Below are 14,507 nucleotides of genomic sequence, written 5' to 3' on the forward strand. Positions count from 1 at the left end.
GGGCTGACAGTCCTGTGCATCGCTGCATTCTGGCTGTCGCTGGCCCTCGGGCCGGTGAGTCTGCCGCTGGCCGATACCTTGCGTGCGGCTTTGCGGCTGCTGGGGATGCCGGTGGCGGGGGAGAATCTTGAGCAAGCTGAACTGATTCTTGGCCAGATTCGTGTGCCGCGCACTTTGCTGGGCCTGGCGGTTGGCGCAGTGCTGGCGTTGTCCGGGGTGGCGATGCAGGGGCTGTTCCGAAATCCGCTGGCCGATCCGGGGTTGGTCGGGGTTTCCAGTGGTGCTGCGCTGGGGGCGGCACTGGCGATTGTGGGCGGTGCCTTGTGGGGAAATGTCTCGCAGGTTATCGCGCCTTATCTGTTGTCGGTCTGTGCGGTGGTCGGTGGGCTGGTGGTGACCAGCATGGTGTACCGGCTGGGCCGGCGAGATGGCCAGACCAGCGTTGCAACCATGCTGCTGGCCGGTATTGCGCTGACGGCGTTGTCGGCATCGATCATCGGTCTGCTGACCTATCTGGCGGATGACGCCACGCTACGTACGCTCACCTTCTGGAACATGGGCAGCCTCAATGGTGCTACTTATGCCCGGTTATGGCCGCTGCTGCTGGTGTGCGTGGCGATCATCTTCTGGCTGCCTCGTCGGGCCAAAGCCCTGAATGCCTTGCTGTTGGGGGAGTCCGAGGCACGTCATCTGGGCATCAATGTTGAAGCCCTCAAGCGTGAGCTGGTTTTCTGCACGGCGCTGGGTGTCGGAGCGGCGGTGGCGGCTGCCGGGCTAATCGGTTTCATCGGTCTTGTGGTGCCGCATCTGGTGCGTTTGCTGGTGGGGCCGGATCACCGGGTTCTTTTACCTGCCTCGGCGTTGGCGGGTGCCAGCCTGTTGCTGTTTGCCGACATTTTTGCCCGTCTGGTGCTGGCGCCTGCGGAGTTGCCTATCGGCATCGTCACGGCATTGTTGGGCGCGCCATTCTTCCTGTATCTGCTGGTGAGAGGGCGTCACTGATGTTACGAGCCGAAAATCTGCACATTCATCGGGGCACGCAAAGTGTTCTGGCGGATATCGATCTGCAATTGCTGCCCGCAGAAGTGCTGGGAGTGCTCGGTCCCAATGGGGCCGGCAAAAGTACGCTGCTGGCAGCCCTGTGCGCAGAACTCGAACCTTCTCAAGGAGACGTCTGGTTGCAGCAGCGGCTGCTCTCGCAGTGGCCGGGTGCCGAGCGGGCACGAAAGCTGGCTGTGCTGCCGCAAAGCTCTACCCTGAGTTTCGCGTTTCGTGTCGATGAAGTCGTCTCCATGGGACGCTTGCCTCATGAAACCGGCCGTGAAGTCGATGAGCAGGTGGTGCGCGAAGCGCTTCAGGCTGCCGATGCCCTGCACCTTGCCGAACGCAGTTACATGACCCTGTCGGGTGGTGAGCGTCAGCGAGTGCATCTGGCACGGGTGCTGGCGCAACTCTGGCCCGGCACAGGCAATTGCACGCTTCTGCTTGATGAGCCGACGTCCATGCTCGATCCCTTGCATCAGCACACCACGTTGCAGGCGGTACGAGATTTTGCCAATCGCGGCGCGGCCGTGATGGTCATCCTGCATGACCTGAACCTGGCGGCTCGTTACTGTGATCGACTATTGTTGCTCGACAAGGGAAGAGTCTATTCGCTGGATCGTCCCGAGGTTGTCTTGCAACCGGATGCTCTCAAGGCAGTGTTTGGCCTGGAAGTATTGGTGCAGAGCCATCCCGAGAGGGGACATCCGCTGATCATCGCGCGTTGAAAAGGTAAGTCCACCAAGCGTCTTTTTCTGGCTGTGGTCTTGGTATGCCTCAATACTTGCCAAATATCACTTCGTTTGCCAAATTTACTCCTCTGGCAAAGCCCGTGTGAGCATGGGCATTTGGACTTACGCATGATTCGTGACAACAAGAGTGGTCAGGCGCTGAGCGCGCAACAACTGGCCGAGCGTCTGGCAGTTGCTTCGCGTGTTCTGGTTGGCGAGCAGCACGACAACCCCGATCACCATGCATTGGAGTTATGGCTTATGCAGGTGCTGGCTGCACGGCGTCCGCAAGGCAGTCTGTTACTGGAGATGCTGAACCCCGATCAGCAGGCCAGGGTCACTGCGGTTCAGTCTGATCTGGTCCAGGAGAAATACCCGTCCGATTTGCCAGTAGCGCTGAGTTGGCAAAAGGCCTGGGACTGGTCGTTGTATGGCTCGCTGATGCGCTATCTGCTGGCTCAGCCTTATCCTGTGATGTCCGCCAATCTCGATACCAATGAAATCATGCCGACTTACCGGCAGGCCCCCGAATCAAGTGGTTCTCTTTCTGCGGCTCCAGCCGTGCATGAGCGGCTGCTGGCGCTTATTCGTGATAGCTATGGCGTGTTGCCCGAAGATCGGTTGCCTGCGCTGCTGGCGGTTCAGCAACAGCGCGACCGGCGAATGGCCCAAAGCCTGTTAGCTGCTCCCTTGCCAAGTGTGCTGTTTGCCGATGCCTGGCACGTGCGCAAGGATGTGGGAGTGCCTTTGCATCTGGCTGACCTTGGCGTCACCGAGCCTGCGGTAGTGCTGCTTCTGGCCCGGATGGGTGAAGAGGTCGAGCCGCAGAGCGCCGATTACGTCTGGTATACGGCAGCCACTCCCGAAAAGCATTCTGGCGCTCAACTTCATCAGTCTCCACCCGGGGCCTGATACCACTGGCTCGGTTTTTTCTCTTCTTTGTGTAGTCCTTTTCTCTGACTGAGGTGTGCTCATGTCTGGCAAGGACCGCTCCTATATTGTCCTGCTCATGTTTTTCGGAGCGGGATGCCATGCAGGAAATGACAGCAGATGACGAGCGACTGGCTCTCCAGGCGTTGAGCCTGCTTGATCTGTTCGCCTTTAGCAGTGATGACACCGAACAGCGGATTGTCGCCCTGTGTCAACGCGCGGTGACGCCTTTGGGGGCGATCGCGGCGGTGTCTGTGTCGCCACGTTTCGTGTGTCTGGCACGCACGACTCTTGATCGTCTGCAGGCCCCGGGTATCCGGGTGGTGGCGTTGGCTAACTTCCCCTATGGCGGCCCATGCATCGAGCCTGTGGTGGCGGAGGTGCGTGCAGCGGTGATGTCTGGTGCTGACGAGGTGGATGTGGTCTATCCGTTTCGTGCTCTTCTGTCCGGCGACCAGCAGACCGGCATGGATATGATCACGGCCTGCAAGGCTGCGTGCGGCAGTCGCGTCGCGTTGACGGTTACCCTCGAAACCGGTGATTTGCGTGATCCTCAGATCATCCTGCATGCCTGTCGCAGTGCCATTCTGTGTGGTGCCGACTTTCTCAAGACCAGCACCGGTCGAGGGCTGGCCAGCACCACGCCGCAAGCGGTGCGCATCGTGCTGGAGTCCATTGCCGAGGTGGGCGGGCAGGTGGGTTTCAAGGTCGCCGGAGGAATCCGTACTTTTGCCGATGCAAGGGGCTTCATGGACATGGCGCGCTCCCGTTTCGGGCCGCACTGGATCAATGTCGACAGGGTGCGCCTTGGATCTTCGACACTGCTGGACGATTTGCTGGTGTGCCTGGGCGTACTGGAGCCGGACCTCAGGAAATCCTGAACGACAGGCAAAAAAAGACCCGGCAAAAAGCCGGGTCAAAAACCGTGATTAGCCTGATGAGGAGATAATCCTGAAAGTCCGAACCAAGGTCTTTCAGGTTATCGGCCAGTCTCGCGACCGGTTGTGATAATCATAACGATTCTCATTTCTAAGTCAACAGTTCTTTTTTCACGCATCAATGCCCCACCAAATCCGGTAGGAGCGAATTCATTCGCGAAGAAGGTATGAAGAAAGACATCAAAAAATCAACGCAACACAAAGCCCGCATGCATTGCGCACGCAGGCTTGATACAGGTGTTGCCTAGCGGGTGTGGTAGCGCATGCGGGTCCCGAAGGTCACCGACATGCGGATCTCGTCCGCCGATAGCTCTGGCGGGAAGAACGCGCCAGAGATTTGTGCATGCGCGATGCTTGCGCCTTCCATCGGGGTATGGCGCAAGTCCAGGCCGCGAAGGTCGGCAGAGCGGAAGTAGGCGTCGGTAAAGTCGATGCCCCTCGCATCAAGAGCACGCAAGTCCAGGCCACGGAAATCCCCACCGACCATATCGATCGTGCCTGTTTTGGGCTTCTCCTGATTGAAGCCTTCGACATCATCTCTACGCAACAGCATGTAAAGCGGCGAATCGAGCTGCTTGGGCTGGCTCATGGGTGCCTCTGTGGTTTGTTGGAATTATGGCGCCATTATATCGCCATCATTGTCGAGCCGTGAAGCGCTAGCTGCCCAACGGCTCGACGTTCATTTCACAGTCCTGGCAAGCGCTGGCGAAGGTTCTCGACCAGTTCTTCCAGGTCACTGCTTTTGCTGGTTTCAACGTGCTTGCTGCGCAGGATTTCGTCCGCCTCAAGTGGCTCGCGACTGGCCTGCTGAGCCTCGATCACCTCCAGAGTTGCGTCCGAAGGGTCGCTGCCCTGTTCCTGGCGTTGTTTGAGCCAGCCGGCAATGACGGCCTGAGGCGCTTCGCAATCCAGAATCAGAAAAGGCACACCTGTTGTTTCGGCAGCTTTGGCCGCAGCATTACGTTGTTCGCGCTTGAGATAAGTGGCATCGACGACCACCGAGAAGCCAGCACGCAGAATGGTTTCTGCCAGAGCATGCAGTCGGTCATAGGTTGCCTTGCTGGTTTCGGCACCATAAAGCTCGGCGCTCTCTGCGAACAGGCGCTTGCGCTCGACATCCGAACGCAGGCGTATGGCGCCCAGCGATTCCACCAGACGCATTGCCACATGGCTTTTGCCCACGGCAGAGACGCCATGGGTAATGGCCAGGAAACTGGATGGAATGGCGCTGTAGCTTTCGGCCAGGTTGGCGTAGTTGCGATATTTGCTCAGCGTAGCGGCACGCTGGGCCTCGTCGGCGTCGGCAGGCTGGCTGAACAGCGCGACCTTGGCACGCACCAGAGCGCGATAGGCTTTGTAGAAGTTGAGCAGTTCCAGGCCCGCATAGTCGCCGGTCTGTTCCAGGTACTGGCTGATGAGGCGACGCGACAAGGATTTCAGGCCGCGGTCTTCAAGGTCCATGGCCAGGAAACCGATGTCGGCGTAGACGTCGGTCATGCGGAATGGCTCGTTGAATTCGATGCAGTCGAAGATCACGACTTTACCGTCGATGACCGTGGCATTGCCCAGGTGAATGTCGCCATGGCATTCGCGGATGAAACCGTCTGCCTTGCGCTGGGCAAGCAGAGGCTTGAGGCGCTCAAAGCTGGACTCGGCCCAGGCTTGCAGGGAATCAACCTGTAACAAATCGGCTTTTTCGCTGAGGAACGGGCGAATCTGCTCGAAGTTCTGCAGGACCGGCGCCATGACGCTGTCAGGAGAACCCAGCTCGTTCTCGGTGGTGACTGTTGGCACACTGAGGTGGGCATCGGCAATCTGCCTGGCCAGCTCGTCGATGTGCCCGACCGTCAGTTCGCCTTTGGCTTGCAGGGAACTGAGCAAGCCCTCTTGCGAAAACTGGCGCATCTTGAGGGCGTACTCGATGACTTCACCGCTGCCACCCAGTTGGGGTGCTTCTTCCGAGCCGGTGACCGGAATGACTTCCAGATAGAGGCCTTCGGTCAGGCGCTGGTTCAGACGCAACTCTTCATTGCAGAAGTGTTCACGAGCGGCAAGCGTGGTGAAATCCAGAAAGCCGAAATTGACCGGTTTCTTGAATTTGTAGGCATAGCTGCCGGTGAGCAGGACCCATGAAATGTGCGTCTCGATAACCCGGAAGTTCTCCACTGGATGGGGAAAGAGGGCGGGATTCTGCAGGGCTGCAATCAGTGACTGGCTCACGGGCGATCCTTCAAGAGTTGATTCAGAATGTAAGTGCTCATGGCGGCCATTATGGCCGCTCGGCGCGAGGCTGCAAACCGCTGGCGCAGGTGTCTGTCGGTCGTTGGCAAAGTGCGTATAATCCGCGGCCATGACTCGATCTCGCACTTCTCGTACTTCCAAAAAACCAGCTCCCCGTGGCCTTCCCAAGTGGTTGGGCTGGGTGCTGAAGCTCAGTATCGTCGGTTTTGTGGCGCTGGCTTGCGTTGCCGTTTACCTGGACGCGGTGGTCCAGGAGAAGTTTTCCGGCAAGCGCTGGACCATTCCGGCCAAGGTCTACGCCCGGCCTCTGGAATTGTTCGTCGGCCAGAAACTGAGCCGCGATGACTTCCTCATCGAGCTCGACGCGCTGGGCTATCGCCGCGAAAGCGTGGCCAACGGGCCAGGCGCTGCAGCGGTCAATGGCAATACAGTCGATCTCAACACCCGTGGTTTTCAATTCTACGAAGGCACTGATCCTGCGCAGCAGGTCCGCGTGCGTTTTTCCGGCGACTATGTGGCGGACCTGACCTCTGGTAGCAGTGGTGCAAAACTGGCGGTGGCCCGTCTCGAACCGCTGATGATCGGCGGCCTGTATCCGAAAAATCTGGAAGACCGGATCCTGATCAAGCTCGATCAGGCACCTCCGTATCTGCTCGATGCCCTGGTTGCAGTCGAGGATCGTGATTTTTACAGCCATATGGGTGTATCGCCCAAATCCATTGCCCGTGCTGTCTGGGTCAATACCTCACAGGGGCAGATGCGTCAGGGCGGCAGTACGCTGACCCAGCAGTTGGTCAAGAACTTCTACCTGACCAACGAGCGCAGCCTCACGCGCAAGCTGACCGAAGCCATGATGTCGGTGTTGCTGGAGCTGCATTACAGCAAGCAGGAAATTCTCGAGGCTTACCTCAACGAGGTGTTCGTCGGTCAGGACGGTCAGCGTGCGGTGCATGGTTTCGGTCTGGCCAGCCAGTACTTCTTCAGCCAGCCATTGTCGGAGCTGAAGATTCATCAGGTTGCGTTGCTGGTCGGCCTGGTCAAGGGGCCTTCCTATTACAACCCGCGTCGCAATCCCGAGCGTGCTCTTGAACGTCGCAATCTGGTTCTCGACTTGCTGGAGCAACAGGGTGTTGCTACTGCGCAAGTCGTCGAGGCCGCCAAGAAGATGCCTCTGGGCGTGACCAAGACCGGCAGCCTTGCGGACAGTTCGTTCCCGGCATTCCTTGATCTGGTCAAGCGTCAGTTGCGTGAAGACTATCGCGACGAAGACTTGACCGAAGAAGGGCTGCGAATCTTCACCAGTTTCGATCCGATCCTGCAGATGAAGTCCCAAGCGGCCATGGACGACACGTTCAAGCGACTGGCCGGGCGTAAAGGTGCGGACGAAGTGGAGGCGGCCATGGTTGTGACCAATCCCGAGACTGGCGAGGTGCAAGCCTTGCTGGGCAGTCGTCAGGCCGGATTCGCCGGGTTCAACCGCGCTATCGATGCCGTGCGGCCTATCGGCTCGCTGGTCAAGCCGGCGATCTATCTCACCGCGCTTGAGCGCCCGAGCCAGTACACCCTGACCAGTTGGGTGGCCGACGAGCCGTTTCAGGTCAAGGGTGCGGACGGCCAGGTCTGGAAACCACAGAACTACGATCGCAAGGCCCACGGGAATATTTTCCTGTATCAGGGGCTGGCGCATTCCTACAACCTATCGACAGCCAAGCTGGGTCTTGAGCTGGGCGTGCCCAATGTATTCAAGACCCTCGCCAAGCTGGGCGTGACACGCGAATGGCCAGCGTATCCTTCGATGCTGCTGGGGGCTGGCGGCTTGAGTCCGATGGAAATCGCCACCATGTACCAGACGATTGCCAGCGGCGGCTTCAATACCCCGATGCGTGGTATTCGCAGCGTCTTGACTGCCGAGGGTGAACCGCTCAAGCGTTATCCGTTCCAGATCGAGCAGCGTTTCGATCCGGGCGCCATTTATCTGGTGCAGAACGCAATGCAGCGGGTGATGCGTGAAGGGACCGCCAAGTCGGTTTACAGCGTCTTGCCATCGACCTTGAATCTGGCGGGCAAGACCGGCACCAGTAACGATTCGCGCGACAGCTGGTTTGCAGGTTTCAGTCAGGATCTGCTGGCAGTGGTGTGGATGGGGCGTGACGATAACGGCAAGACGCCGTTCACCGGAGCCAGTGGAGCCTTGCAGGTCTGGACCAGTTTCATGCGCAAGGCCGACCCGCTGCCGCTGGACATGGCAATGCCGGATAACGTGGTCCAGGCCTGGGTCAATGCCCAGACCGGTCAGGGGTCGGATGCCAATTGCCCGAATGCCGTACAGATGCCGTATATTCGCGGCAGTGAACCTCAGCCCGGTGCCTCCTGTAGCGGTAGCCCGGCACCCGCCGCTGAAGTGCTGGACTGGGTCAAGGGTTGGTTGAATTAAGCAATGAGGGTGTGACGTGAATAAATGGTTGATTCCGGCTGTAACGACCCTGGCGTTGCTCAGTGGTTGTTCCAGCGTGCAGCGTGGCTCGATCCCGGTCGTGGATTCGGGCTCCAGGGTTTCTAACAGCGAGCGTGTTTCGGCTTCGCGCAATACAGCTTATCGAGCCAATACTGCCCAGGCTCCGCAGGCCCAGGCTGTGCCGCAGGATTCCGGTGTGGTCGTGATGGTTCCGGGCAGTGGTGGTGCCGCAGGTGCCGGCCAGAGCTTCTCTGCGCCTTCATCCCAGTCCTCGTTCACCATCGACACGCCTCCGGTTGCTCAGCAGCCAGTCAATTCGGCTCCGGTGAGCAACTACAGCATGCCGGCGTCGTCGGCACCGACCGGTATTCCGTCCGGTTCGTCCGGCCTGTCGGCTGACGAGCAACTGGATGGCCCGGTACTGGCTCTGTTGACCACGGCTCAGCAGCAGCAAGGCAGCGGTGACCTCAACGGTGCTTCGTCGAGCCTTGAGCGTGCCCAGCGAGTGGCACCGCGCGAGCCGCAAGTGCTTTATCGTCTGGCTCAGGTGCGTCTGGCCCAGGGTGATCCAGCCCAGGCAGAACAACTGGCCCGTCGCGCCCTGACCTATGCCAATGGTCGTGCAAGCCTGCAGGCGAGCCTCTGGGAGCTGATCGCCCAGTCTCGTGAAAAGCAGGGTGATGCGGCTGGCGCAGCGCTGGCGCGTCAAAAAGCCCGGGTCAATCTCTGATGGATCAGCGTCTGCCTGAAGTGGCTGAGCAACTGTTGCTGATCGAGCGTGAACTGAGGGTCCTGGGCTGGTGGAGCGATACGCCGCCCAGTGAGGAAGCGCTTTCCAGCACCGAGCCGTTCAGCGTCGATACCCTGGAGTTCGAGCAGTGGCTGCAATGGGTTTTCCTGCCGAGGATGAAAATCATCCTGGAGCGGGATCTTCCATTGCCCAACTCGTCGGGGATTCTGGAAATGGCCGAAATGGTCTACGCCAGTCGTCAGAGTGAAGCACGCAAACTGCAGGAGCTTCTGGCGCAGTTTGACCAGCTGATCAGCCAGTCTTAACGGCAGTATTCGGCAATCGTCCTTTGCGTTTCTGCAACACGCGCCTTGCGTTCATCATCCGTGAGGCGCTTTGTTCCCCCCTCGGTCTGCTCACGCACTCTCGGATTGTTCTGCAGTTGCGCAAGGTTGGTGCGCAAGACTTCGCAATTGTCGGCCATTCTGGCTTCCTGAGCCCTCACCTGTTTCTTGACCTTGGCATCGATATCCTGCTGTTGAGGATCCGGCTCGCTGGCCGTTGATGCGGCAGGGGCGGTTGGTGGCTTTTGCACATTGATTTCTTCTACCTGCTGCCCGGCAGGCGGTTGCGCATCGAAATGCGTGACCCCTTGTGCATCGACCCATTTGTAGATTGGTGCGGCCTGGCTGGTTGTACTTACCGCCATCGAGAGTGCAGCCGCGAGGATCATCCAGCGCATGGTACTTCCTTGAAAATTCTGTGCGTCGCAAAGCTACCATATACAGTGCTCTGGAGTCCGGGTCTGTCCCCCTTATAAGCCGCTGCCTGGAAGAAAGCTCACGGATTACTTGACTTGCGGGGGGCGAATCACAACAATTCAAAGTTCGCTGTAGAAGGACTGCCAGAAGCAGACCGTCTCGGTAGATCATGAGGCGCACACCCGCGCCGACCTGTAACACCCGCAACGCGTTACCTCGCGCTGGGTGGGAATGTTCCGCAACACTCAGGGACATCCCAATACTTGCTCAGTCAGTGCTGACGTAGTCGGCGACCACCGTCGCTCATGCTCTGCTTGGCAGTAAAACCTAATAAGACCCGTTCCGTAGTGGACGGTATTCTGGCGTTTTAGAGGTGAACAACGTGGAGCTTTTATCTGGCGCTGAAATGGTCGTCCGCTTTTTGCGTGACGAAGGCGTTAAGTACATTTACGGGTACCCGGGTGGCGCCCTTCTGCATGTCTACGACGCGCTCTTCAAAGAACCGGCTGTAAATCATATTCTTGTTCGTCACGAACAGGCCGCCACTCACATGGCTGATGGTTATGCGCGCGCCACCGGCAAGGCTGGTGTGGTTCTGGTGACATCCGGTCCGGGTGCAACCAACGCCATCACCGGCATTGCCACTGCCTACATGGACTCGATTCCAATGGTGGTGCTGTCCGGTCAGGTTGCCAGCACCCTGGTGGGTACCGATGCGTTCCAGGAGACCGACATGATCGGTATCTCCCGTCCGATCGTGAAACACAGCTTCATGATCAAGCATCCTTCGGAAATCCCGGAAGTCCTGAAGAAGGCCTTCTACCTGGCGCAGTCCGGTCGTCCGGGTCCTGTGGTCGTCGATATTCCGAAAGACATGACCAACCCGGCCGAGAAATACGAATACGTATTCCCGAAAAAAGCCAAGCTGCGCTCCTACAGCCCGGCTGTCCGCGGTCACTCGGGCCAGATCCGCAAGGCCGTCGAAATGCTCCTGGCCGCCAAGCGTCCGATCATCTATGCCGGTGGCGGCGTGGTCATGGGCAACGGTTCCGAGCCGCTAACTGAGCTGGCTAAACAGCTCAACGCTCCGGTCACCAATACCCTGATGGGTCTTGGCTGCTATCCGGGCACCGACCGCCAGTTCGTGGGCATGCTCGGCATGCATGGCAGTTACACCGCGAACCTGGCCATGCACCACACCGATGTGATCCTGGCTGTAGGCGCACGCTTCGATGACCGCGTCATCAATGGCGCGAGCAAGTTCAGCCCGAACGCCAAGATCATCCACATCGATATCGACCCGGCTTCGATCTCCAAGACCATCAAGGCCGACGTGCCTATCGTGGGTCCTGTAGAGAGCGTGCTGACCGAAATGGTCGCGACCCTCAAGGACATCGGCGAGACCCCGAACAAGGAGTCCGTTGCCGCCTGGTGGAAGCAAATCGATGAGTGGCGTGCCGGTGGCGACCTGTTCCCTTACAACCGTGGCGATGGCAGTGTCATCAAGCCGCAGACGGTCATCGAAACCCTGTGTGAAGTGACCAAGGGCGAAGCCTACGTTTCTTCCGACGTGGGTCAGCACCAGATGTTCGCGGCTCAGTACTACCGCTTCAACAAGCCTAATCGCTGGATCAACTCCGGTGGTCTGGGCACCATGGGCTTCGGTTTCCCGGCCGCCATGGGCGTCAAGATGAGCTTCCCGGATGCTGACGTCGCCTGCGTGACCGGCGAAGGCAGTATCCAGATGAACATTCAGGAGCTGTCGACCTGCCTGCAGTACGGTCTGCCGGTGAAGATCATCCTGCTCAACAACGGCGTGCTTGGCATGGTCCGTCAGTGGCAGGACATGAGCTACGGTGCTCGTCACTCCCATTCCTACATGGAGTCGCTGCCTGACTTCGTGAAGCTGGTCGAAGCCTACGGTCATGTCGGCATTCGGGTCACTGATCTGAAAGATTTGAAGCCGAAAATGGAAGAGGCCTTTGCCATGAAGGATCGCCTGGTATTCATCGACATTCAGGTCGATGTAACCGAGCACGTCTATCCGATGCAGATCAAGGACGGCTCCATGCGCGATATGTGGTTGAGCAAGACGGAGCGTACATAATCATGCGGCACATCATTTCCCTATTGCTGGAAAACGAACCGGGTGCGTTGTCTCGTGTCGTCGGGCTCTTCTCGCAGCGTAACTACAACATCGAAAGCCTGACTGTGGCGCCAACCGAAGACCCGACCCTGTCGCGTCTGACGCTGACCACAGTGGGGCACGATGAAGTGATCGAGCAGATCACCAAGAACCTCAACAAGCTGGTCGAAGTGGTCAAGCTGGTCGATCTGTCCGAGAGCGCTCACATCGAGCGTGAACTGATGCTGGTCAAGGTCAAGGCTACTGGCGCTCAGCGTGCCGAGATCAAGCGCACCACGGATATTTTCCGTGGGCAGATCGTGGACGTGACTGCCAGCGTCTACACCGTACAGTTGAGTGGCACAAGCGACAAACTGGACAGCTTCATTCAGGCCATCGGCACTGCCGCTATCCTGGAAACAGTACGCAGTGGCGTGACGGGTATTGCCCGTGGCGACAAAGTGCTGAGCATTTAATTAACTCAATTAGCAAATGGCCTGAAGGCCTAGATAGATAACAGGGGAATTCCATGAAAGTTTTTTACGACAAAGACTGTGACCTTTCGATCATCCAGGGCAAAAAAGTCGCCATCATCGGTTACGGCTCTCAAGGCCACGCTCAAGCGTGCAACCTGAAAGACTCCGGCGTTGATGTCACTGTTGGCCTGCGTAAAGGTTCGGCTACTGTCGCCAAAGCTGAAGCTCATGGCCTGAAAGTGACTGACGTTGCTTCCGCCGTTGCTGCTGCCGACCTGGTCATGATCCTGACCCCGGACGAATTCCAGGCTCAGCTGTACAAGAATGAAGTCGAGCCTAACCTGAAGAAGGGCGCAACCCTGGCTTTCTCCCACGGCTTCGCGATTCACTACAATCAGGTCGTGCCACGCGCTGACCTGGACGTGATCATGATCGCGCCAAAGGCACCAGGCCACACCGTTCGTACCGAATTCGTCAAAGGCGGCGGTATCCCTGACCTGATCGCTGTTTACCAGGATGCTTCGGGCAACGCCAAGAACGTTGCTTTGTCCTACGCTTCGGGCGTTGGCGGTGGCCGTACCGGTATCATCGAAACCACGTTCAAGGACGAAACCGAAACCGACCTGTTCGGCGAACAAGCCGTTCTGTGCGGCGGTACCGTTGAACTGGTCAAGGCTGGCTTTGAAACGCTGGTTGAAGCTGGCTACGCTCCTGAAATGGCTTACTTCGAGTGCCTGCACGAACTGAAACTGATCGTTGACCTCATGTACGAAGGCGGTATCGCCAACATGAACTACTCGATCTCCAACAACGCCGAATACGGCGAGTACGTGACTGGTCCTGAAGTCATCAACGCTGAATCCCGTCAGGCCATGCGCAACGCTCTGAAGCGCATCCAGGATGGTGAATACGCGAAGATGTTCATCAGCGAAGGTGCTACCGGCTACCCATCGATGACCGCCAAGCGTCGTAACAACGCTGCGCACGGTATCGAAGTCATCGGCGAAAAACTGCGCTCCATGATGCCTTGGATCGCGGCGAACAAGATCGTCGACAAGAACAAGAACTAAGTTCTTCTGTTCTCAAAGGACGCGGCCAATTGGCCGCGTTTTTTCGTTATGAGGCCAGTGTCTGGTATAAAGCTGCATCGTTTGCTGGCGAATGTTCGTCGCAGACACCTGTCGAACCTTTTCAAACCGCTGCAAGGTAATGTCCATGAGCGAACGTCCTGAAGAGCCGAACAAGGCCTCTGACGCCGAAAGTCTGCTACCTATCGATGAACATGTTGAGGAAGGCCACGACGCCGAAGGGCGCAAGGTCCGTCATCGCGGGATCTATCTCCTGCCAAACCTGTTCACCACTGCGAACCTGTTCGCAGGTTTCTACTCCATCATCAGTTCCATGAGCGCCCAGAGTGCCTTGAGCGCAGGTGATTCGGTCGCCGCGAGCAAGTACTTTGCTTTTGCTGCCATCGCGATCTTTATCGCAATGGTCCTCGACGGTCTTGATGGTCGTGTTGCGCGCATGACCAATACCCAGAGTGCTTTTGGCGCCGAGTACGACTCGTTGTCCGACATGGTTGCCTTTGGCGTTGCCCCGGCATTGCTGGCATTCGGCTGGGCACTGGGAGATATGGGCAAGGTCGGCTGGATGGTCGCCTTCATCTATGTCGCTGGCGCAGCATTGCGACTGGCCCGTTTCAATACCCAGGTGGGCAAGGCTGACAAACGCTACTTCATCGGTCTTGCCAGCCCGGCTGCGGCGGGTGTGGTTGCCGGTACGGTCTGGGCTTTCAGCGACTTCGGTATCCAGGGGTCGAAACTGTCTTTTCTGGTGGCCTTGCTGGTCGCCGCGGCAGGCATGTTGATGGTCAGTAATATCAAGTACAACAGCTTCAAGGAGCTGGATCTGAGAGGTCGCGTCCCGTTTGTTGCGATTCTGGTGGTCGTATTGGTATTCGCTGTAGTGTTCAGTGATCCGCCGCGCATTTTGCTGCTGATTTTCCTCGGTTATGCGCTATCGGGGCCTGTTCAATACCTGTTACATCTTCGTCGCCACAAGTCCGCCGACTGATCGGAT

At 58.1% G+C, this 14,507-nt stretch carries 14 protein-coding genes; 11 read left to right on the forward strand and 3 right to left on the reverse strand.

Annotated elements, in window-relative coordinates:
• Positions 1 to 18 precede the first annotated feature (18 nt).
• The 4 genes from KGD89_RS04000 to deoC all read left to right on the forward strand — a co-directional run bounded on the left by KGD89_RS04000 (position 19) and on the right by deoC (position 3,583).
• Entirely contained in the window at positions 19 to 1,002 is a 984-nt protein-coding gene (locus KGD89_RS04000) for a FecCD family ABC transporter permease (RefSeq protein ID WP_162883705.1), read from the forward strand.
• The gene (locus KGD89_RS04005; RefSeq protein WP_025258529.1) at positions 1,002 to 1,769 is read left to right on the forward strand and encodes a heme ABC transporter ATP-binding protein; all 768 of its coding nucleotides are present in this window, start codon (positions 1,002 to 1,004) and stop codon (positions 1,767 to 1,769) included. The genes KGD89_RS04000 and KGD89_RS04005 overlap by 1 nt, the downstream gene beginning before the upstream one ends.
• A 132-nt stretch (positions 1,770 to 1,901) precedes the next feature.
• Positions 1,902 to 2,684 carry a ChaN family lipoprotein gene (locus tag KGD89_RS04010; RefSeq protein ID WP_025258530.1) on the forward strand — a complete coding sequence of 261 codons (783 nt, stop codon included), beginning with the start codon at positions 1,902 to 1,904 and terminating at the stop codon, positions 2,682 to 2,684.
• 119 nt (positions 2,685 to 2,803) lie between these two features.
• Positions 2,804 to 3,583: a deoxyribose-phosphate aldolase gene (deoC, locus tag KGD89_RS04015; protein WP_025258531.1), complete on the forward strand. Its 780-nt coding sequence runs from the start codon at positions 2,804 to 2,806 to the stop codon at positions 3,581 to 3,583.
• A gap of 301 nt (positions 3,584 to 3,884) precedes the next feature.
• Here deoC and KGD89_RS04020 read toward each other — a convergent pair whose 3' ends face one another.
• Positions 3,885 to 4,229: a pentapeptide repeat-containing protein gene (locus tag KGD89_RS04020; protein ID WP_025258532.1), complete on the reverse strand. Its 345-nt coding sequence runs from the start codon at positions 4,227 to 4,229 to the stop codon at positions 3,885 to 3,887.
• A 95-nt stretch (positions 4,230 to 4,324) separates the two neighbouring features.
• Positions 4,325 to 5,860: a bifunctional aminoglycoside phosphotransferase/ATP-binding protein gene (locus KGD89_RS04025; protein ID WP_025258533.1), complete on the reverse strand. Its 1,536-nt coding sequence runs from the start codon at positions 5,858 to 5,860 to the stop codon at positions 4,325 to 4,327.
• Positions 5,861 to 5,990: 130 nt separating this feature from the next.
• Here KGD89_RS04025 and mrcB point away from each other — a divergent pair, with 130 nt between their 5' ends.
• Genes mrcB through KGD89_RS04040 form a run of 3 tightly spaced genes read left to right on the forward strand, consistent with a single transcriptional unit; the run spans position 5,991 to position 9,392 of the window.
• Complete coding sequence (mrcB, locus tag KGD89_RS04030; protein WP_025258534.1) at positions 5,991 to 8,315, forward strand: penicillin-binding protein 1B; 2,325 nt, start codon at positions 5,991 to 5,993, stop codon at positions 8,313 to 8,315.
• Positions 8,316 to 8,331: 16 nt separating this feature from the next.
• Positions 8,332 to 9,066, forward strand: coding sequence for a tetratricopeptide repeat protein (locus KGD89_RS04035; RefSeq protein ID WP_051427714.1), 735 nt, complete (start codon positions 8,332 to 8,334; stop codon positions 9,064 to 9,066).
• On the forward strand, positions 9,066 to 9,392 hold the full coding sequence (locus KGD89_RS04040; protein ID WP_025258535.1) for a YqcC family protein: 327 nt from the start codon (positions 9,066 to 9,068) through the stop codon (positions 9,390 to 9,392). The genes KGD89_RS04035 and KGD89_RS04040 overlap by 1 nt, the downstream gene beginning before the upstream one ends.
• On the opposite strand, the gene KGD89_RS04045 is transcribed toward KGD89_RS04040, so the two are convergent.
• A complete protein-coding gene (locus KGD89_RS04045) occupies positions 9,389 to 9,808 on the reverse strand; it encodes a DUF4124 domain-containing protein (protein ID WP_025258536.1) in 420 nt (139 codons plus the stop codon). The genes KGD89_RS04040 and KGD89_RS04045 overlap by 4 nt on opposite strands.
• A gap of 401 nt (positions 9,809 to 10,209) precedes the next feature.
• Between KGD89_RS04045 and KGD89_RS04050 the strand changes: the two genes are divergently transcribed.
• From KGD89_RS04050 to pssA, 4 genes are all read left to right on the forward strand, one after another.
• Entirely contained in the window at positions 10,210 to 11,934 is a 1,725-nt protein-coding gene (locus KGD89_RS04050; RefSeq protein ID WP_025258537.1) for an acetolactate synthase 3 large subunit, read from the forward strand.
• A 2-nt stretch (positions 11,935 to 11,936) separates the two neighbouring features.
• The gene (gene ilvN / locus KGD89_RS04055; protein WP_025258538.1) at positions 11,937 to 12,428 is read left to right on the forward strand and encodes an acetolactate synthase small subunit; all 492 of its coding nucleotides are present in this window, start codon (positions 11,937 to 11,939) and stop codon (positions 12,426 to 12,428) included.
• A 53-nt stretch (positions 12,429 to 12,481) separates the two neighbouring features.
• The gene (gene ilvC, locus KGD89_RS04060) at positions 12,482 to 13,498 is read left to right on the forward strand and encodes a ketol-acid reductoisomerase (RefSeq protein ID WP_025258539.1); all 1,017 of its coding nucleotides are present in this window, start codon (positions 12,482 to 12,484) and stop codon (positions 13,496 to 13,498) included.
• Positions 13,499 to 13,643: 145 nt separating this feature from the next.
• Positions 13,644 to 14,501 carry a CDP-diacylglycerol--serine O-phosphatidyltransferase gene (pssA, locus tag KGD89_RS04065; RefSeq protein WP_025258540.1) on the forward strand — a complete coding sequence of 286 codons (858 nt, stop codon included), beginning with the start codon at positions 13,644 to 13,646 and terminating at the stop codon, positions 14,499 to 14,501.
• Positions 14,502 to 14,507 lie beyond the last annotated feature (6 nt).

Source organism: Pseudomonas cichorii (assembly GCF_018343775.1).
In the GTDB taxonomy this organism is placed as follows: Bacteria; Pseudomonadota; Gammaproteobacteria; order Pseudomonadales; family Pseudomonadaceae; genus Aquipseudomonas; species Aquipseudomonas cichorii.